This window comes from Streptomyces sp. NPDC093544 (assembly GCF_040683495.1).
Taxonomy (GTDB): Bacteria; Actinomycetota; Actinomycetes; order Streptomycetales; family Streptomycetaceae; genus Streptomyces.
On record NZ_JBFBEA010000032.1, the window covers coordinates 35,354 to 54,109 of the forward strand.

The window sequence follows — 18,756 nt, forward strand, 5'->3', positions numbered from 1 at the left end:
CGCTCATGTCGTCCCCTCTGCCCCGCAGGGCGCACCAGGCACTGGTACGCCGCCTCGCGGAGGCACGGCGCCGCAGCCCCGACGGGGAGGTGGTCACCGGCCACCACAACAGCAATCACATCGTGTCCCTGGGGCTACCGCTGGCCTTTTTGCTGGGGCTGGGGATGGACTCGGGCAGGGTTCGCGCCAAGTTCCGCACCCCCTTCAAGACGGTCGAGGTGGTGCCCCGGATCTGGCGGCGCGAGTCGGAGGTGTTGCGGGTCGTGAGCGAACGGCTCGGTGAAGTGCCGCGCTGTCTCGCGGACTTCGGCGAATGGTCACTGCACGCCTATGTGGCGGGACGGGCTCTGGCCGAGGTGATCCCGGAGGGGCCGATCGGCAGCCGACGGCTGGCCGCGCTGGCGGAGTTCTTCGCACGGCTGGCTGCTGTGCCTGTAAGCGGCCTCCCGGCCCGCCCGTCCGACTGGCCGGTGGACGAGGACAGCTGGGGCTTTCTGCGCTGGCTGGCCAGGTTCACGGAACAGCGGGTCCATCAGGTCAACCGACCGCGTTTCGGCGGGCTCTTCGACGCCGTCGGCATTCCGCGCGATGCTGTGGACCGGTTCATGCGGTCCGCCACGGAGCTGACTCCGCGCCCGTTCGCTCTGCTGCACACGGACGTCCACCGGGCCAACGTGCTGGTGACACCGGGGGCGGAAGGCGAGCGCCTTGCGGTCATCGACTGGGAACTCGCACTGTATGGGGACCCACTGCACGATCTGGCGACCCATCTGGTGCGCATGGACTACGACAAGACGGAGCAGGAGTTGATGGTCCGGATGTGGGCCGACGCGATGCGGCGCGCGGGCCACACGGAGATGACCACGGACATGGACCGGGACCTGCCCGTCTACCTCGGCTTCGAGTACGTTCAGTCGGTGTTTCCCGACGTCATACGCGCAGCCCTCGCACTGCCCGACTGCCCAGGTGAACCGGAGTTCGCCCGCGCTGCCACGTGGGTGTGCCGGTCCATGCGCCGGGCCAGAGAGCCGCTCGCCCTTGTCGACGAACCTTTGGACGAGCGTGCGGCGGGGGAGGCTCTACGGCAGTGGCACAGTGCCGACAGAGCACGGCGGGCGGAGCGGACGGAGGATGCGGCGGAGCATGCGCGGACGGAGGGTGTGGAGCGGATGGAGTGGCATGGCTGTTGAACTCGACGACATCAAGGAAGTGCGGGAGCTGCTCGCGGGCGCGCACTGCGTCCTCTTCGACTTCGACGGGCCGATCTGCCGGCTCTTCCCAAAGGGTTCGTCGTTGGATGTTGCCGACGAACTCCGGAAACTCGTCGACAAGGCCGGCCTCGACGACGTGCTGACCGAGCAGGAGCGCGCGGACAAGGATCCACATGTAGTGCTGCGGGCCGTGAACCAGGCTCGGATGGAACTTGACCTGGACCTGGGGGATCTGGTCAAGGTTCTTGAAGAGCGGGTGACCGAAGGCGAGCTGGACGCCGTACAGGACGCATGGAGCACACCGCGAGCCGGCGAGCTCATCCAACGGCTCAGGGAGCAGGGTCGCCGACTGGCCGTGGTCACCAACAACTCGGCCAAGGCGGCCGATTCCTACCTGAAATCCCAAGGTCTGGCCGAGTACTTCGCGAGCATCCATGGCCGTGGTACCGACCCCGCGTTGATGAAGCCGAATTCTGACGTCGTCACCCGGGCCCTCCGGAGCCTGAAGGCCCGACCGGAGGACGCGGTGATGATCGGAGACACCCCGACAGATGTGGAGGCCGCGCAACGGGCCGGAGTCCGCTTCATCGGCTATGGCCGCAACGCACGCAAGGAGTCGGGGCTGCGCGAAGCCGGGGCCACGCTGGTGCTTGCGTCGTATGATCCGGTGCTCGACGAGGTGTAGGTGGTTCCGTGTTGCTTGTGAGGCGTGGGGCCGAGGAGCTTCTGGCGTCTCCGGATACGGTGGTTGGGCCTCTTGTGGGCTATCACCATGAGACGTACGTCTTTCCGTTCCCGGGGGACAGCGGGTTCCGCGGTGCCATGTGGAAGGCGCGCGAACCTCGGTCGAACCTGCTCTGGTTCGACCGGAGATGTTTCTCCGGCGAGGAGGAGCTGGTGAAGGTGCTCGCCGGCCGAGTGCGGCGTGTCCCCGAGGTGATCGACGCCGGATGTTTGCATCTCCAGAAGTTCATTGAGGGCCGGACTCTGGGTTCCCTGTACCGGACGGGGCGAGCGATACCGCATCGGTATGTGTCTCAACTCATTGATGTCGTGCGAGATATGGCGGCCGTCAGCGACGAATCGCTGGGCGTCGGACGGCGCTGCTCGCCGAGGGACCGGGTGGGGAACGGCGACACCTCCGGGTTCGTCGAGCGGCTGGTGGCCTTCGCTGAGGAGCGGGTGTACCAGGAGAACCAAGCTGCGTTCGGCGGCCTGTTCCGCGGGCTGGGCATCGATGGAGACTCGTTCCAACACCTCCGGAGGCACCTGTCGGGGCTCACCGAGCGTCCGTTCCTGCTGCTGCACGCAGACCTCCACCGCGAAAACCTGATCGTTGATCCGGAGGACCGGCTCTGGGTCATCGACTGGGAGCTCGCTATGTTCGGCGACCCTCTCTACGATCTGGCCACCCACCTGCATGTGACGCGCTACCCCCGCCAACAGGCCGATCGGGTGGCGCGGCTCTGGACGACAGCGATCGAAGAGGTGAGTGCGGGCGCCTCCGCGGGACGGAAGAGAGATCTGCCCCTCCTGTGCGACTTAAAGCGGGCTCAGTCCGTCTTCACGGATGTCATCAGGGCCGCGCTCCTCCTGGGGAGCGGGAGCCCACCGGACCGCGACGTGGTTGCACGGTCGGCACGGCGGCTGCGGAGGGTCCTGGAAGCAGCCGTCGGCCCGCTGGGCCTGTCCGAGATGCCTACGGAGAGAATGATCGCGACCGAGCTGGTGCGGTGGTCCCGAAGCTACGATTCATCCTTATGAACAGTGGCGAGCCGGGCCTGCGCGAGCGCAAGAAGCAGCGCATGTATCAGGAGGTTTCCGAAACGGCGATCGGGCTCTTCCTGGAGAAGGGGTTCGACGCCGTGTCCGTCGCCGAGGTGGCGGCCGCCGCCGAGATCTCCAAGCCGACCCTCTTCCGGTACTTCCCGGCCAAGGAGGATCTGGTCCTGTACCGCTTCGCCGATCACGAGACGGAGGCCGCGCGGGTCGTCGCCGGGCGGGCGCAGGGTCAGTCGCCCACGGACGCTCTGCTGGAGCACTTCCTGGACGGCCTCCGTCGTCACGACCCCGTCACCGGGCTCAACGACCACCCGAACGTCCTCGCCTTTCATCGGCTGCTCTACGGGACGCCGTCGCTGGCGGCACGGGCGTACGCGTACGTCGAGCGTTCCGAGGCGGCGCTCGCCGAGGCCCTGGGCGGCGACCTTGACGCCCGGCTCGCCGCCGGTCAGATCACTGCCGTACGGCGCATCCTCGCCCTGGAGAACTGGCGGCGGATCGCGGCGGGGGAGCAGGTGGCGGAGGTGCGGCGGGATGCCGTGACGGCGGCCCGGCGCGCGTTCGCGGGGCTGGCGGTGGGGTTCGCGGGGCTGTCCGACGTACGACCATCTGGTGAAACCGGGTAAAGAATGTAACTCGGTTATGTTATTCCGCTACCCTGGTTGGAATGACGTCACTCGACCCTGTCCTCGAACAGCCCCGGACGCTTGCCCAATCCCTCACCGGCGAACGCGCCTACCACGACACTTGCCGCGCAGCCCTCGCCGCCATGATCGCCGGTGCCGAGGAACAAGTCGTCACCGGCGAGGACGTCTCCGCCTCCGGTGCCGACGCCGAAGTCCTCGGCCACCGCCTGCGCAGCAAGGCCAAGGAGATGCGGGAGCTGCCCGAAGGCCCGCTGTTCTTCGGCAGGTTGGACTTCGAGAGTGCGGGTGCGGGTGAGGGGTCGGGTGCGGGTGCGGGTGCGGCGGCCGGCGAGCACGCCGGGCAGAGCTATCACATCGGGCGGCTGCGGATCACCGAGCACCCCTCCGCCCCGCCCCTCGTCGTCGACTGGCGCGCTCCCGTCTCACGCGCCTTCTACCAGGCGAGCGCCCGAACGCCGCAGGGCGTCGCTGTCCGGCGGCGGTTCGGCTGGGCGCCGGGGAGCCTGGGCGAGTCCGCGGACCTCACAGGCCTGGAGGACGAGCACATCGGGCAGTCCCGGCAGCCCCGGCAGCCCCACCCCCAGCAACCGAGCAGCATCCTCGCGGGCGAGATCGAGCGCCCCCGCGTCGGCCCCATGCGCGACATCGCCGCGACCATCCAGCCCGAGCAGGACGATCTCGTACGAGGTGACCTCGCGTCCTCGGTCTGTGTGCAGGGCGCCCCGGGCACCGGCAAGACGGCCGTCGGACTGCACCGGGCCGCGTACCTCCTCTACACCTACCCGCAGCGCATCCGCCGCGGTGGCCTGCTGATCCTCGGCCCCAACCGCACCTTCCTGTCGTACATCTCCGCGGTCCTGCCCGCGCTCGGCGAGACAGGCGTACGGCAGTCGACCCTCGGGGACGAGATCGCCCGCCATCCCGTCATGGGGGAGGACGACGAGCGCGCCGCCGTCGTCAAGCACGACGCGCGGATGGCGGAGGTGCTCCGCCGGGCCCTGTACGGAGGGATCGGCGGTCCTGCCGACTCCCTTGCCGTGCCGGACGGTTCGTACCGCTGGCGCGTCCCGGCCCACGAGCTCCGCCGCATCGTGGACGACGTACGCGCCGAAGAACCTCCGTACGCCGTCGGCCGTGAGCGCGTGCGGACGCGGGTCGTGGGGTGCCTGCTGGAGCAGGCGGAACGGCGTGCAGGCCCGCGTACGAACGCCTGGGTGCGGAAGATCTCGCGGGCCAGGCCCGTCAGCGCGTACGTCGACGCGGTGTGGCCCAAGGTGCTTCCCGAGGAGGTGCTCGCCGGACTCCTCACTGATGCAGGTGTGTTGGAGGTTGCCGCGGAAGGGCTCCTGGACGCGGACGAGCAGAAGGCGATCCTGTGGGCGAAGCCGCCGCGTTCGTACAGGTCGGCCCGCTGGTCGGCCGCCGACCGCGTCCTTCTCGACGAGGTCGCCGGGATCGTCGAACACCCCGAGGGATACAGCCACTTGGTGATCGACGAGGCCCAGGACCTGTCGCCGATGGAGTGCCGGGCGATCGCGCGCCGGGCGTCGTTCGGGTCACTGACCGTGCTCGGCGACCTCGCGCAGGGCACCACTCCGTGGGCGGCACGGAGTTGGGACGAACTGCTCGCGCATCTGGGCAAGCCCGATGCCGCGGTCGTACCTCTCACGATCGGCTTCCGAGTGCCGGCAGCCGTCGTCGGACTCGCCAACCGGCTGCTGGCACGCCTGGATGTGGGAGTGCCGGCGGCTCAATCGTTCAGGACGGACGGGGAGTTGAATGTGCGGCACGTGTCCGACGTCCTCGCCGGGACCGTCGACGCGGTGCGCGGAGCGCTCACGCACGAGGGCTCGATCGGCGTGATCGCCGCCGATATCGATGTCCTACGTGTGCGGGAGGCGCTCCGCGCCGCGGGCGTCGAGACCGCCGGACCCGATGAACTGGGCTCGCGGGTAACGGTGTTGCCCGCCACCCTCGCCAAGGGACTCGAGTACGACCACGTCGTCGCCGTCGAACCCGCGGCCGTCGCGGAGGCGGAGGTGCGGGGGCCGCACCGCGTGTACGTGGTGCTGACGCGGGCGGTGTCACGGCTGGACGTGGTCCACGCGCGGCCCCTGCCGTGGTGACCTACCAGTCCGGTTCTCCCACAGGGGTCAGGAGAGGGATCAACTGCTCTTCCTCGTAGGTCAGATGGGCTTCGAGTTCAGCCGTGAGGCGTTCCACCTGGGCGAGTACGCGGTCGGGTTCGGCCTGATCGTCGGCAGCCAGCACCCCGCTCAGCTGTTCGAGCAGTTCGGCGATCGCCTCGTGCTCCTGGCGCAGGCGGTCGAGGACCGGGGCGAGTTCGGGGTGGCGGCCGCCGAGGAACGGGAAGATGCCGAGGTCCTCGCCGGTGTGGTGGTTGTGCAGGCCCTGGCAGAGAGTGAGGCAGTTGACGCGGAGCTGGGCGCCCAGAGCGGCACCCGGTTTCTTGAACCCCTCCTCGAACCCCTCCTCGAACTCCTTCTTGAACTCCTCACGGATGAGAGCGAGTTCGCGTCGGAACGCGTCGTGGATGACCTTCAGGCCCTCGGTCATGGAGCTCGCGTTCACGTTCGGCGGGCCGTCCGGCGCGATGCCGTGGAGGGCTACGACGGGGATCACCCGGTCCGTCTTCGCCTGGTACTCGGCCCACCCCGGGTCGGCCTCCACCGCGCGGGCGAACGCACGGTCTCGTTCGGCACGTTCGAGTACGACGGCATTCGCCTCGTACGTGAAGACGCCGTCCTCGACGGTCACCCGGGGGTTCGCGAGGAGATTGCGGAACCAGTCCGGGTGCTCGGGCGCGCCACCGGCCGAGGCGATGACGAGGACCCGCTCGCCGCCGTCGGGGTAGTAGCCGACGGGGGTTGTGTGCGGGGTTCCGGTGCGGGCGCCGGTGGTGGTGAGGAGGAGCAGGCGGGCTCCCTCGAAAAAGCCGCCGACCTGTCCGTGGTTGGCCCGGAATTCTTCGATGACTGATTGGTTGAAGGGGTTGGGCATTCGCTGCTTTCTTCTGTTTTTGGGCAGGGGGAATCCCGTGAGGCGGGAATGGGTGCAATGGATGCACAAAGGCACGCGTTTGCGCGGGCGCGTGGGCCCGCGGAATTATCGGGCGTGGGTGTCCACGGGAGGGTGCCGTCGAGGGCATGCAGGTGAGCAGGCACGCAGGCGTGGAAGAAGTCGCACGAGGATCTCGTACAGGGATTACGTATACACGTATAGGAGATCGCGTACGGAGGTGTCGTACGAGCATGTCGTACGAGGTAATGGCGGGCGGGGCTCTACCCCGCCCCGGCCTCACTCGGAGGCCGGGTGCCCAACTCGTTCACGGCACAAGGCCGACCCGGCAGTCATAGGCGTAACCGTAATGCTTGTGCGAGCAGGGAGGCAATACCAAATTGCCCCCAGCCTCCCTCCCGGCTGATTTCAGATGGCGAGTGTGGCGATTTCGAGTGCCGTGGACGTCCCGTGTGTGGTGGCGGGGGTGTCACATTCGCGCACTCGCCGGTGTCTTCATGTCGAACAGCCCAACAGGCCAGGCCGGCAGGCCGGCGGATGAGGAGAACACGATGACACTGCGCACTCCCAAGGCGGAGCTTCCCACCGAGATGCGGGAGAACCTGATCGAGCGGTTCGGTACCGTGCCCGAGCCCGTCGAGGTGTTGTTCCACAGCCCCGATGTCGCCACGGCGAACATTGAGTTCGGGGCCAGGGCGGGCGCGTGGGGTGCGGCTGACGCGAGCCTCAAGTCGTTCGCGCACATGGCCGTCTCCGCGCAGGTCGGCTGCAGTTGGTGCCTCGACATCGGCTACTTCGGGGCCCTGAACCAGAACCTGGACCTGGTGAAGGCGAGCCAGGTGCCGCGCTGGCGGGAGTCGGAGGTGTTCACGCCGCTGGAGCGGGACGTGCTGGAGTACGCCGAGGCGATGACGAACACGCCGTCGACCGTCACCGACGAGCTGTCGGCGAGTCTGCTCGGCCGGCTCGGCCCGGCGGCGCTGGTCGAGCTGACCGCGTTCATCGCCTTCGCCAACATGGCGACCAGGAACAACTCGGCGCACGGGATCGAGTCGCAGGGCTTCTCCGATGCCTGCGAGATTCCGCTGGCCGAGCGGCCTGAGAAGTCCGGCGTAGCGTGACGGCGTGAGGATGACCGAGGACCCGTTCATCGCCCACCGCGGTCTGCTGTTCACGGTCGCCTACGAGATGCTCGGCTCGGCGGCCGACGCGGAGGACGTACTCCAGGAGTCCTGGTTGCGGTGGGCCGACGTCGACCACTCGCATGTGCGTGACCCGCGGTCGTACCTCATCCGGGTCGTCACCCGGCAGGCACTCAACCGGCTGCGCACGTTGTCGCGCAGCCGTGAGGAGTACGTCGGCGAGTGGCTGCCGGAGCCGCTGCTGACCAGCCCTGATGTCGCCGAGGACGTCGAACTTGCGGAGAGTGTCTCGATCGCGATGCTGACCGTCCTGGAAACGCTGGGGCCGACGGAGCGGGCGGTGTTCGTGCTCCGCGAGGTCTTCGAGATGCCGTACGGCGAGATCGCCGAGGTCATCGGGAAGTCCGCGGCCACGGTGCGGCAGATCGCGCGACGGGCACGCGAGCATGTGGCGGCCCGGCGACCGCGGGTGCAGGTGAGCCGGTCGGAGCAGCAGGCCGTGGTGGCACGGTTTCTGGCCGCCTTGCGAACCGGGCAGTTGCGGGAGCTGATGGAGGTTCTGGCGCCGGACGTGGTCCTGATCGCCGACGGCGGTGGGCTGGTGGTCGCCGCGCTGGCTCCGGTCCACGGGGCCGAACTGGTCGCGGAGCTGCTCGCGCGCGCGAACCAGGTGGTGGCCGCGTTCGAGACGACGGCGGTGTGGCTCAACGGCGCCCCTGCGGGTCGGCTCGAGATCGACGGCGAGCCGTCCGCGGTGAGCGTCGTGGTGGAGAACGGGCGGGTCACCCGGATCTACGTGGTGCGAAACCCGCGCAAGCTGACCCGGCTGAACGAACTGGCCGAGCTCAGCAGGTAGGCCCGCCGTTGCACTGACGTCGTGGGTGTTGAGGGCGGTTCCGACCATCCTCAACACCCACGGTCAATCGTAGGCAGCGTGATCGTTCACCCGCGGAGCCAAGCCAACAGGCCCCGTGGACTCGGTCGCGATGTGCCGGCTGCCATGGCTCGGGGAACCGACTTGGCTCTCCTGGCTTGTCGGGCGAGTCGATACTCGTCGGATTCACGGATGAGTTCTTGAGAGCGGATCCGGTGCAACTCGAAGTGCATGCCGCTCACTTCTACTGCTGGAGCTCCATGACGTCGGCAACCACGCAGCTGACGTTGTCGGGGCCGCCGGAGGCGTTGGCGAGGGCGATGAGTTCGCGGACGGCCTGCTCGGGCTCACTGATCTCGGAGAGCACCCGTCGGATCTCATCGGTCGGCACGACGGTCGACAGACCGTCGGAGCAGAGCAGGTATCGGTCTCCCCGCCGGGCGTCGTGAAGGCGCATGTCGGGGGTGGCATCGGCTCCTTGGCCCAGGGCTCGTATCAACAGTGACCGCTGGGGGTGGGAGACGGCCTCCTCCGGGCTGATGCGTCCTTCGTCGACCATCGACTGCACCATGGTGTGATCTTGAGTGATCTGGAACAGCTCTCCGTCGCGCAGGAGGTGGACGCGGGAGTCGCCGATGTGGACGAGGGCCAGTTGCGATCCGGTCCAGAGCATCGCGGTGAGTGTCGTACCGGCCTCTTCAGCTGTAGAGCCGGTCCCGACGGCGCCATGTACGGCGCCGTGCACGGCCTGCTTGGCCTGGTCGATGGCGTCTTCGAGGACGTTGAGGAGGTTGCCCGCCGGGATACTGTCGGTTTCGAGGTGCTTGAGTGCGTCGACGGCGGCCGCGCTTGCGGGGGCTCCTCCGCTGCCGAAGCCGTCGGCGACTGCGAACAGGCGGGACCCTGCATAGGCGGTGTCCTGGTTGCTCTCGCGGACAAGGCCCGTGTCGGAAAGAGCGGCGTAGCGGATGCCCAGGGGGTTGGTGGTAGGGGACATGGCAGGGTCCTTCCAGGACAGGTGGTCGATGAGGAAGGCGGCCAGGTCCCGCCGTGCGGCGGTGTCGGCTTCGACCTGTGCCCAGAACGCGCGGATCTCCTGTGCCGCCGCAGATGCTTCCAGCGAGCGGACGTGCTGGATGCGGGCCAGAGGCATCCCCAGGCGTCGAAGCCAGGCGACCAGTCGGGCCTGTTCCACTTGTTCCGGTGCGTAGAGGCGGTAGCCGGTCACCGGGTCGACGCGAGCGGGGGTCAGCAGACCGAGTCCGTCGTAGAGACGCAACGCCTTCGGCGACAGCCGGGACGCCTTCGCGAACGCCCCGATGGTCAGCAACCCCATGCCCGTTCCCCTCCTCATGCCGGGTACGTCACCCGGCTTCACCGATGCTGTGGCCTCCCCCAAGGTGAAGGTCAATGAAGGTCGACCAGTGGATTGTCGACCAGTGGATTTCGGCGAAGGCCTGTGTGACGACGAGGAGGCCGTCGCTGGGGAGCGACTCGCTTCGAACCGGGTCGTGGGGCGGGTCGCCCGGGACTCTCACCCGGGCCGTGAGGCGGGTCGCCCGGGGTGAGATTCCCGGGCGACCCGAGTTGTCATGGCGCACGTGGCAGGACACTTACCGTGCCTGGAGCGGGACTTGGCGGGCGGTCCTTTCGGGGCCACCCGCCGCGTTGCAGAGTTGAGGTGCAGCGTTCAGGTGCCGCGTTCAGTTGGTTCGTGTGGCTGAGGTGCCGACGCCGGCCGCGGTGCAGGGCAGGGTGCCGGCCCGCAGTGCGTGCCCGTCGTCGTTGGCGTCGTCGGACCACACGACCGGCTTGTGGCCGCCGGTGCAGGCTGCCTGCGGTGCGATGGCGAAACCCTCGTTGTTGTAGTTGGGCATGCCGGTCGGACGGTCATGGACGGCGGTAGCGGTGAACCGGCCCTGCGCGTCGATGTCGAGGGTCGCGGTGCGGCCTTCGCAGGTGTCGTCACAGGCGGCCCACAAGTGTCCGGTTTCGGGCTCGAATTCGAGGTCCATCACTCCGGGAAAGCCGCTGGAGAAGGTGGCGATCCGGGTGTATCCGCCGCCGCTCTGGTCCAACGCATAGGCGTACACCGTGCCGTTGGCCTCAAGTCCGACGAAGAACAGCCCGCTGCCGTGGCCCGGATAGACGGCCGGGTTGTAGGCGGCGCCGGTGTGCTCGTCGCTGAAGCCGTGCGCGGTGAGGTAGGTGTCCGGGATCCACGAGATGGCCTCGGGCCCGCTGTTGGCCGCTACGGCGGGCAGGTCGGAGGTGAGGTTCCACTCCGCGGTCGCGTTGAGGGAGCCGGCCGTGGAAGAGGTGTCGAAGCGGACGACTTCCGGCTTGCTGACGCCGCTGTTGCTGTTGTCGCGCTCGGTGGAGGCGAATATCCCGTCAGGGGTGGCGGTCACGCCTTCCGTGTCGGGGTCGCCGCTGCCGTTGCCGTAGTGCAGCGCCTTGCCCGCAGCCCAGCCGCCGGCCGGGTCGGGGCTCCACGTCGCGCCGTTGGGCACCAGGCGGTAGAGCTTGCTCGGGCCGTTGTCCACCGCCCACAGGACGCTGGGGCTTTCGAAGGAAAGGCCGCTGAGGTTCTCGCCGAAGACGTTCGAGCCGTCGGCGATGGTGACCGCGGTGTCCCCCGGCCACGCGGTGACCGAGGGCTGACCGCCTCCGCCGTCGCCGCTGCCGCAGGCGTTCGCCGCACCTCGGGTCGGCGCGGTCGTCGTGGTGAACTCGCCCGTGCCATCCGCGCAGCGGCCGTACGTCGTCGTGGCGTGGGCGGTCCAGCTGTAGGAATCGACCAGCGTGGAGCCGTCGGCCTCGAACAGCCGGGCCGAGTCGGCGCTGCCCAGTCCGAACGAGCTCTCGACGTCCAGCACCAGGTGCGCGCCCGCGGCCAGCGAGGTACCCGATGCGATCTTGTACGAGTGGGAGTTGTCGTTGTCCTTCACGACCCACTGGGACACATCGGCCGGGGCGGAGCCGGTATTGACCAGCTCCACCCAGTCACCTGGCGTGCCACCACTCGACTCCACCTCGTTGATCCGTACGGCCGACTGCTCCTGCGCCACGGTTGGCGCACAGGACAGACCGAGGGCGAGAAGGGACAGGGCGGCAGTGGTGAGTGCGGCTCTTCCACGCCAATGCGTACGCAATGTAGCCAGTCCTTTGATCGGGGGTTACCGGCAATCGGGGGATACCGGCGGGAGGTTGACGAGAATGTCCTCCCCAAGAAGGGTCTGGCACGTTGACGATCACTGCAACGGCAGAAGTGTCATCTCTCTCCCAAATACTTCCGGGATGCGATGGCCTGAACTCGTCCTCTTTTTAGGTGGCTTGGAGGCGTCGCGGGAATGGCAATTCGGGATACAGAGCTGGAACTGGTGATATGGCGGGACGGTGGGGGTTCTTGCCCCTTGGCTGAAGGAGACGCGGCCAGAGACGAAAGACCGCGGCGGCGAACGACGCCATGAATGCGAGCCCGGTAGTCGTTTCAGCGATGCGTGAAAGCGCCCGCTGTTCCTGTGTATTTCCAGTGAGGCTGAACCACATGTATTGCCAGTCAGGCTGAACCACACCGGAACATGCGCCGTCGATCACCGACCAGTTCAAGCCCCACCCGGGTATGGTCCGGCCCGCCACTGGTCGCCGTCGCAGGGCGGGCCACGAGAAGCGCGGGAGCGAGCGCGAGCGCGCCGTGACCGTGTCGTGCGGGGAGCCGTGAGTGGGGGCAGTGCCGCTAGGTGTGGCGAGGCGCGATAGTTGTCATCCGCTCCCGTTCCCGCTGGCGCGCGGCGTGACTTCAAAAGGGCTGGCCCAATTGCACATCAGCCAGTCAGGATCACCCTGTGATGCGCCACGCCTACGACGATGCCGAACTGCTGGCCCTGGTCCGCCGCTATGTCACGCCCGGGCGCCGCTATCTGAAGCTCGGCGACAGTGTGCTGCGCATGCCCAGTCCTGAGTACGACCGATTCGTGCAAGCTCTTGGCGAAGACGCGCGACTCATCACCCCGGACGAGATCGCCATCCTTCTTGAGGGCGGGTGGCGTGAGCGGAGGACCGCCGCATGGCTCATCGCCGTCGGCCGCCGGACCGATTTCCGTGAGCGACTCGGTGAGCTGCTGCTGGCCAGCGAGGTCTGCTGTGCGGGGTCGGCGTACTGCGTCGCCTTGGCCGGCTTCGGCACTCCGCGCGACGCCGATCTGCTGGCCGCCTATCTTGATCGCTACCTTCGCCGCCCCGACCTCGCCTACGACCAGACCGTAGCCATGGGCGCACTCGTGTTCACCGCCCTGAACCTCGGAGGCGATCAAGCCGCTCGTTTCCTGGGCCCGGACGGCATGTGGGAACAGTGGCTCCACGACGCACCCCACATGCCATGCACCGTGGACCCTGCCATCTGCCTGAGCCCGATCCGTCGACTCTGCGCCTTCGTCGACGAATGCGCGGAAACGAAATGACCGCAGTGTCCCTTGGCTGTACCGCGTGATGGCGGTCGTGGGAATCACCGTGCCGCGGCTCACGCGGTGAGCCTGGACACGTAGTTGGAACCAGTGGGGTTCGGCGAGCTAATGATTGCTGGTCGAAGGTCGATGTCCGCGACCTTCACCGTGACCAGCTCGCCTTCATCGACAAGCTGATCCGGCGTCTCGACCGGCTCGTCAGTCAGCTCTGAGAGGTGAAGGAACCCCACAACCTCGGGAGCAAGCTGCACGAACACACCAAGAGTGCTCTGGAGCCGTTCACCGAGCAGAACGGCTTGGCGCCGGCCGCTGTCCGTCAGGGTTGTCTCGTCTGCTGACGCTTCACCGCCGAGCGAGGTAGAGGTATCGAGTGGCTGCCTCTGTTGTGTTCCGGTCTCCGTTGCCATCCGTGATCTTGTATGTCGGGATGGACGCTGAGCTCGTTGTGCGTAGTTCCGTCGCGGCTGAGCCGGCGCCCCAGAGACCCGCGCTCACGAAGTCCAGCCGCGCTGACGTACTCCACCTTGACGTCTTCCGCCGAGGGCTGGGCAGATCAAGCGGGACCAAACCCCTCGTCTGGGTGGCTACACAGTCCGGTGTCCTCCGTCGTAGTCCTCAACTGGCTTCCGGCGCGGTGCACAAGAAGTCGTACACAGCCCAGTCAGTGAGTGTGCGATAGCCGAGGTGCTGGTAGAGGGCGTTGCTGGTGGGGTTGGACAGATCCGCGAACAGGATGACGTCCCTCGCGCCCGCGGCCAGCGCGGCCTTGCTCACCTCTGCGGTCACGGCGCCCGCGTAGCCGTGCCCGCGCAGGTGGGCGGGGGTGTAGACGATGTCCACCTGGATCTGGCCACCGATCATCGAGTTCATGCCCGCGAAAGAGACAGGAGTGCCGTCCGGGGTCTCCCAAAGTGTGTAGCGCTTGTCGGCGAAGCGGGTGTCGGCCCACGTGCCGGCGTCGATGGAGACGTCTTCCCCGACGGCCTTGGCGAACTCGCCGCACCAGAACATGACTTGCTCAAGGTCCTGCTCGCCCAGGACGCGGCCACGGCCCGCCGGCAGCGGCTCCGGTGGCGTGAGCGTGCCGAGGCGATACAGACGCAGTCGCGTGTCGCGGATTTTCGACGTGGCCCCGGTGTGCCGCTGCCAGGCCTCGGCGAAAGTGGTGGCCGTGCCGTGGTCCGCGCTGACGCGGGAAAGGGAGTACCCGAGGGTGGCCAGGCGGCCGGCGAGGGAGTCGGCCTGCTCGGGCGTGAGCGGGGAGAGGCCGAAACCATGGGGCGGGAGGCGGGAAGGTGGCGTGGACCTCGCCCGCTCGCTCCAGCACGCCGAAGACAGGAGCCTCAGTGCCGAACGCCTCCGCCCCACGCGCTCGCACTCTCTCGACCCAGGTCAGCTGCATGACGTGCGGGCCGGGCCGGGATCGCAGGAAGTCTCCGGCTCGGATGAGAAAGTCGTCGACGTCTTCGGTGAGGTACCAGTCATCCGGTCGCATGCTTCATGATTCCCCGTGCTGTAGGTCTGCCCTGCTGTTTTCCGCCAGGGCGAGGAAGCAGGCTTCCGCAGGGTCATTCGGGCTTCCGCGCAAGGAAGGTGGCAATCGCCCTCTTCGCTCCTTCGGCAGGCTCCTCCAACAGGCGCGCGGTGACCACGAGCCCAGCTTGACCCAGTAGCGCGACGATCCGGTCCGCGGGGAGCAGGTGGGACTCGTAGGACACCGGATGGCCGCCGTACGCCTGTGTCGGACGTAGACGCACGTTGTCACCCACCCACCCGGCCACCATCAGATGGCCCCCGGGCGTGAGCGCGCGATGGAATTCGGCGAACACGCGGGGCAACGACTCCGGCGGTGTGTGGTGGGTGGAGTAGTAGGCCAGAATGCCGCCGAGCTCGTTGTCCTGGATTGCCAGCGAGGTCATCGAACCCACCTCGAAGTCCAGACCCGGATGGGCCCGCCGAGCCAGCTCGATCATCTTCGGAGACAGATCAACGCCGAACGCGGACACTCCCAGGGCTGCCAGATGTGCTGTGACCTTGCCTGGCCCGCATCCAAGGTCTGCGACCGGCCCACGGTCGGCCACCCGCACTACTTCGGCGAAAGCGGCCAGCATCGCCCGTGACAACGGATCCAGCTCTGCAGGGGACTTGACGAGTTCCGCATAGTCGGCGGCGACGGCGTCGTACGACTCCTGGACCGCGGCAAGGTAGGAGGGCTCAGTCACCCGGGCGACTGTAGAGGAGGACACCGACAGCCTGACGATGGGCACCACCCGGCGCGGGCGGTCAGATAGCAAATGAGCCTGAGCACGATAGTTGTCGTTAACCTCCTATCCCGACCTGGCCTTTCTCGAAGCACTGAGCACGATATCTGTCGCCGAATTTGCATCGTTGTTGACGTGTTCCGTGCTTTTTGCAGGCAAGTTGTCGCCAACCTCGAAGATCGCTCATCCGGTGGGATGTGTGCGGCTTACCTGGGACCATGAGCGATACCCGGGGCTCCTTGTGGTCCCACAGCTGTACGTGGACGGATCTGCTGGTCCCTGTCTCGCTGGACGCGGGGCGGGGCGGCCTGGACCTGTCCGATGGCTGGCCAGACCGGTGGACGGCGACGTGGAAGTACGCCGGGGACGAGGTTGCGGGTTCCGTCCGGCACCTGGGGCAGGTGCCGGTGGCGAGCCGTGGGCCGATGCGGGGGTTCACCTGGCGGCGGGAGCAGTGGCACAGGCCCGGTCTGGAGTCCCTGGTGTCAACGGGGCGCCTGCATGGGTTTGAGAGCCTCGAAGAGGATCAGCTGCTGGTAGCCCTGGACTTTGCCGGTGATCTGTTGGAAGTGCTGTCGCAGCCGTTGCGTATCCGGTTCCGTACGGCGGAGAAGTGGCGCAACCACACCCCGGACTTCTTCGCGGTCACACGGGTGGGGACCTGGCTGATCGACGTGCGGCCCCGAGACCTGATCGAGCCCGAGGACCTGGAGTCGTTCGCGGCCGCAGAGGAAGTGGCGTTGGTCTGCGGGTGGCACTACGCGGTCGCGGCCGAATGGCGTCCGCATGTGCGGTCCACGCTCGGCGCGTTGTACGGGAAACGCCGTCCGACACGCGACGTGCTCGGCATTCAGGCCGAACTACTTGCTCATGCCGAAGAGGGCATCACATTCGGAGAGTTGGCGGCCGCGCAGACGTACTGGCCGGTGGCACGGGCCCAGTTGCTGCACCTGTTGTGGCATCGCATGCTCGGGATCGACCTTGCTCAGGCGTTGACGGACAGTTCGCGGGTGGTGCTGGCGGGAGGCGTCTCATGATGGGGGCGGCGGCACTGGATCTCTCGCCCGGCGCGGGCGTGGTGCTCGACGAGGTGGAGTGGCTGGTCGAACGGCAGGAGCCGCATCTGGGGCGGGTCCACCTGGTGCGTGCGGGCGGCGAGCGCCAGCGGGCGAGCTTCCGCTTCCTGGTCAACCACCCGCGTTGTCGTCCGTCGTCGCGTACAGCGGCGGAGGGCGCCAACCGTGGGCGGCAGCTGGCTTCGTGGAGTGATGTGAAGCCGGAGAAGCGGCCCCTGATCGAACAGCGTTTCGCGCATCTGATGGAGGTCAACTGCGGTTTCCGCAGTGGTGATCCGTTCCGTCCCGTGCCGGGGGAGCCGCACTCCGAGTATGACCCGGACCGTACGACGCTGACTGAGCGGCGGGCGGCGAAGGCCGCTGAGTTGTCGACGCTGAGGCCTGAAGAGGCCAAGTTGCTTCTGGGCGTCGCGCACGTCGGGGTGCGCACGCTGGAGCGCTGGGAGCGCAGGCGCAGGAAGTACGGGATCGTGGGCTGCGCCGATCACCGGTGGCTGCGGGCGAGCGGGGGACACCCGAGCGTCAGCGAGGAGGTTCGCGAGGCGATCTTCGCGGTTAGGGCGGAGACGCAGCACCACCGCTCCCGGGTGAGCGCACGCACCCGCGAGATCATGATCCGTCGCTATGTGCGGGAGACCTTCGAGAACGAAGACGAGGACGGGGACGAGAGCGAGAAAATCGAGGTCCCCAGCTACCACACGCTGCTGCGGGTGTGGAAGGAGTGGTTCGGGCCGGGCGGCGCCCGACAGAAGTACGAGCGCTCGGCCGAACTGCCCACCAAGAACGGGCATGTTCTCGTGACCCGCCCCGGCCAGGTCGTCGCGCTGGACACGACGATCCTGCCGGTGATGGTCCGCGAGAACGTTTTCGGTGACGCGATCACCGTCCACCTCACTTTGGCGCTGGACGTCTACACCCACTCCATCTGCGCGTTCCGACTCACGCTGGTGTCGGACTCCTCGGTGGACGTCGCGATGGTGCTGCGCGACGTCATGCTGCCGTTGCCCATGCGGGAGGAGTGGGGCGAGGACATGGAGTGGCCCTATCCGGGGCTGCCAGCCACCATGATCTCCGAGTTCGCCGGGTACGAGGTGGCCGGGCTGCCGTTCTTCACCCCCGAGACCGTCACCTCCGACCACGGTTCCGTCTACCGCAATCACCATCTGGTGGATGTCCAAGAGGCGATGGGCTGCCGGATTCTTCCGGCGCGCGTGCTGCGCCCGCAGGACAAGAGCGCGGTGGAGCGCGTCTTCGGCAGTATCCGCTCGCTGGTGTTCGAGAAGCTGGCCGGTTACACGGGGGTTGACGTCTCCGATCGCGGCGCGGACCCGGAGGGCGACGCGGTGCTGACCCTGGCCGAGATGGAACACTTCATCGCGACCTGGGTCGTGAAGGTCTGGCAGAACCGCAGGCTCGGCGAGTTCGCGCCCAGCTGGGATCCCGGTGGTGACCACAGCCCCAACACCCTGTTCGCCGCCTCCTTCGCCCAGGAGGGCTTCGACCTGGACATTCCCTCCCCGGAGACGTACTACCGCTTCCTGCCCGAGCACCACGTGAAGCGGATCCACCGGCGGGGCGTGAAGGTCAAGGGGCTCTGGTACGACGCCGCGTTACTGCACCAGCCCGACATGAACTCCGCGCGCGGGGGCCGCTACAAGCAGCACTGGATCATCCACCGCGAACCCCGCGACCGGCGGGTGGTGTACTTCCAGGATCCCGACACCCATGAATGGCACGAACTGCGCTGGACGGGCCTGCCGCCGGAGGGCGAGATGCCGGCCTTCGGTGACGCCCGGGTCGAGGAACTCCTCACCCGCGTACGGGAAGCAGGCCTCAAGCCACGCTCTGACAGCGAGCTCGTCCCCAAACTCCTGGAGATGCTGGGGGCCGTTGATCCGGTCGCGAAGTGGCCGTCCCAGCTGACCAAATCCCAGCGGACGCAACACGCGCGGGAGATCACCCAGGCCCAGGCGGCAGCTGCGGACCGACCGCAACAGCCGCCGAAGCCGAACAAGGCACCGCGCCTGGCTGCCGTCGGCGCACCGGATGTGGAGCCGCCGTGGCGGGAACGGGCCCGGGAGGCCACCGAGGGCCTGGACGCGCACCGGCGACGACGGCGTGAGACGGCCAAGCCAGCGCAGCAGCCGTTGGCACCCACCCCGCTGGGATCGAGCCGCCGTGGCCGCAACCTCTTCGTCATCGCCGACGACGATGACGGATCCGACGAACCGGACCCGCAGCCGACGGAGGAGACGTGA

General features: G+C 67.8%; 15 protein-coding genes and 1 pseudogene. 10 read left to right on the forward strand and 6 right to left on the reverse strand.

The genetic code is table 11. The annotated features are described in order from the left end of the window. Window positions 1-5 precede the first annotated feature (5 nt). From AB0N66_RS35970 to AB0N66_RS35990, 5 genes are read left to right on the forward strand one after another with little or no spacing between them, the layout of a single operon-like run. The gene (locus AB0N66_RS35970) at window positions 6-1,190 is read left to right on the forward strand and encodes an aminoglycoside phosphotransferase family protein (protein ID WP_365443035.1); all 1,185 of its coding nucleotides are present in this window, start codon (window positions 6-8) and stop codon (window positions 1,188-1,190) included. Continuing rightward, entirely contained in the window at window positions 1,180-1,896 is a 717-nt protein-coding gene (locus AB0N66_RS35975) for an HAD family hydrolase (protein WP_365443037.1), read from the forward strand. Before AB0N66_RS35970 ends, AB0N66_RS35975 begins: the two co-directional genes overlap by 11 nt. Before the next feature lie 8 nt (window positions 1,897-1,904). Beyond that, window positions 1,905-2,975 (forward strand): phosphotransferase, encoded by a 1,071-nt coding sequence (locus tag AB0N66_RS35980; RefSeq protein WP_365443039.1) that lies wholly within the window; start codon window positions 1,905-1,907, stop codon window positions 2,973-2,975. Continuing rightward, window positions 2,972-3,619 (forward strand): TetR family transcriptional regulator, encoded by a 648-nt coding sequence (locus AB0N66_RS35985; protein ID WP_365443041.1) that lies wholly within the window; start codon window positions 2,972-2,974, stop codon window positions 3,617-3,619. The genes AB0N66_RS35980 and AB0N66_RS35985 overlap by 4 nt, the downstream gene beginning before the upstream one ends. 41 nt (window positions 3,620-3,660) lie before the next feature. Beyond that, window positions 3,661-5,766 carry an AAA family ATPase gene (locus AB0N66_RS35990; RefSeq protein ID WP_365443043.1) on the forward strand — a complete coding sequence of 702 codons (2,106 nt, stop codon included), beginning with the start codon at window positions 3,661-3,663 and terminating at the stop codon, window positions 5,764-5,766. Between the two features lies 1 nt (window position 5,767). Here AB0N66_RS35990 and AB0N66_RS35995 read toward each other — a convergent pair whose 3' ends face one another. Then, complete coding sequence (locus AB0N66_RS35995) at window positions 5,768-6,661, reverse strand: nitroreductase/quinone reductase family protein (protein WP_365443045.1); 894 nt, start codon at window positions 6,659-6,661, stop codon at window positions 5,768-5,770. A gap of 569 nt (window positions 6,662-7,230) precedes the next feature. Between AB0N66_RS35995 and AB0N66_RS36000 the strand changes: the two genes are divergently transcribed. Both AB0N66_RS36000 and AB0N66_RS36005 read left to right on the forward strand, forming a co-directional pair. Then, complete coding sequence (locus tag AB0N66_RS36000; RefSeq protein WP_365443047.1) at window positions 7,231-7,800, forward strand: carboxymuconolactone decarboxylase family protein; 570 nt, start codon at window positions 7,231-7,233, stop codon at window positions 7,798-7,800. A 10-nt stretch (window positions 7,801-7,810) separates the two neighbouring features. Next, window positions 7,811-8,677, forward strand: coding sequence for an RNA polymerase sigma-70 factor (locus AB0N66_RS36005; protein ID WP_365443135.1), 867 nt, complete (start codon window positions 7,811-7,813; stop codon window positions 8,675-8,677). A gap of 262 nt (window positions 8,678-8,939) precedes the next feature. On the opposite strand, the gene AB0N66_RS36010 is transcribed toward AB0N66_RS36005, so the two are convergent. Both AB0N66_RS36010 and AB0N66_RS36015 read right to left on the reverse strand, forming a co-directional pair. Further along, window positions 8,940-10,031, reverse strand: a complete 1,092-nt coding sequence (locus tag AB0N66_RS36010) for a MerR family transcriptional regulator (protein WP_365443049.1) — start codon at window positions 10,029-10,031, stop codon at window positions 8,940-8,942. A 367-nt stretch (window positions 10,032-10,398) separates the two neighbouring features. Further along, window positions 10,399-11,850: a lamin tail domain-containing protein gene (locus tag AB0N66_RS36015; protein ID WP_365443051.1), complete on the reverse strand. Its 1,452-nt coding sequence runs from the start codon at window positions 11,848-11,850 to the stop codon at window positions 10,399-10,401. A 696-nt stretch (window positions 11,851-12,546) separates the two neighbouring features. Here AB0N66_RS36015 and AB0N66_RS36020 point away from each other — a divergent pair. After that, window positions 12,547-13,158, forward strand: coding sequence for a DUF6000 family protein (locus AB0N66_RS36020; RefSeq protein WP_365443053.1), 612 nt, complete (start codon window positions 12,547-12,549; stop codon window positions 13,156-13,158). A 59-nt stretch (window positions 13,159-13,217) separates the two neighbouring features. Here the strand turns inward: AB0N66_RS36020 and AB0N66_RS36025 are convergent, their stop codons facing one another. The 3 genes and pseudogenes from AB0N66_RS36025 to AB0N66_RS36035 all read right to left on the reverse strand — a co-directional run bounded on the left by AB0N66_RS36025 (window position 13,218) and on the right by AB0N66_RS36035 (window position 15,383). Next, window positions 13,218-13,568, reverse strand: coding sequence for a S1 RNA-binding domain-containing protein (locus AB0N66_RS36025; RefSeq protein ID WP_365443055.1), 351 nt, complete (start codon window positions 13,566-13,568; stop codon window positions 13,218-13,220). Window positions 13,569-13,776: 208 nt separating this feature from the next. Further along, window positions 13,777-14,656, reverse strand: a pseudogene (locus AB0N66_RS36030) (GNAT family N-acetyltransferase). A 73-nt stretch (window positions 14,657-14,729) separates the two neighbouring features. Beyond that, a complete protein-coding gene (locus AB0N66_RS36035; protein ID WP_365443057.1) occupies window positions 14,730-15,383 on the reverse strand; it encodes a class I SAM-dependent methyltransferase in 654 nt (217 codons plus the stop codon). A gap of 257 nt (window positions 15,384-15,640) precedes the next feature. Here AB0N66_RS36035 and AB0N66_RS36040 point away from each other — a divergent pair, with 257 nt between their 5' ends. Both AB0N66_RS36040 and AB0N66_RS36045 read left to right on the forward strand, forming a co-directional pair. Further along, complete coding sequence (locus tag AB0N66_RS36040) at window positions 15,641-16,459, forward strand: TnsA-like heteromeric transposase endonuclease subunit (RefSeq protein ID WP_365443059.1); 819 nt, start codon at window positions 15,641-15,643, stop codon at window positions 16,457-16,459. Beyond that, entirely contained in the window at window positions 16,456-18,756 is a 2,301-nt protein-coding gene (locus tag AB0N66_RS36045; protein WP_365443061.1) for a transposase, read from the forward strand. Before AB0N66_RS36040 ends, AB0N66_RS36045 begins: the two co-directional genes overlap by 4 nt.

Excerpts from the sequence above, each read along its gene's own strand:
- AB0N66_RS36040 (WP_365443059.1), top strand. The coding sequence starts at position 15,641 with ATGAGCGATACCCGGGGCTCCTTGTGGTCCCACAGCTGTACGTGGACG.
- AB0N66_RS36045 (WP_365443061.1), top strand. The coding sequence starts at position 16,456 with ATGATGGGGGCGGCGGCACTGGATCTCTCGCCCGGCGCGGGCGTGGTG.
- AB0N66_RS36020 (WP_365443053.1), top strand. The coding sequence starts at position 12,547 with ATGCGCCACGCCTACGACGATGCCGAACTGCTGGCCCTGGTCCGCCGC.
- AB0N66_RS35970 (WP_365443035.1), top strand. The coding sequence starts at position 6 with ATGTCGTCCCCTCTGCCCCGCAGGGCGCACCAGGCACTGGTACGCCGC.
- AB0N66_RS36005 (WP_365443135.1), top strand. The coding sequence starts at position 7,811 with ATGACCGAGGACCCGTTCATCGCCCACCGCGGTCTGCTGTTCACGGTC.
- AB0N66_RS35995 (WP_365443045.1), bottom strand. The coding sequence starts at position 6,661 with ATGCCCAACCCCTTCAACCAATCAGTCATCGAAGAATTCCGGGCCAAC.
- AB0N66_RS36000 (WP_365443047.1), top strand. The coding sequence starts at position 7,231 with ATGACACTGCGCACTCCCAAGGCGGAGCTTCCCACCGAGATGCGGGAG.
- AB0N66_RS35975 (WP_365443037.1), top strand. The coding sequence starts at position 1,180 with ATGGCTGTTGAACTCGACGACATCAAGGAAGTGCGGGAGCTGCTCGCG.
- AB0N66_RS35990 (WP_365443043.1), top strand. The coding sequence starts at position 3,661 with ATGACGTCACTCGACCCTGTCCTCGAACAGCCCCGGACGCTTGCCCAA.
- AB0N66_RS36010 (WP_365443049.1), bottom strand. The coding sequence starts at position 10,031 with ATGGGGTTGCTGACCATCGGGGCGTTCGCGAAGGCGTCCCGGCTGTCG.
- AB0N66_RS36025 (WP_365443055.1), bottom strand. The coding sequence starts at position 13,568 with ATGGCAACGGAGACCGGAACACAACAGAGGCAGCCACTCGATACCTCT.
- AB0N66_RS35985 (WP_365443041.1), top strand. The coding sequence starts at position 2,972 with ATGAACAGTGGCGAGCCGGGCCTGCGCGAGCGCAAGAAGCAGCGCATG.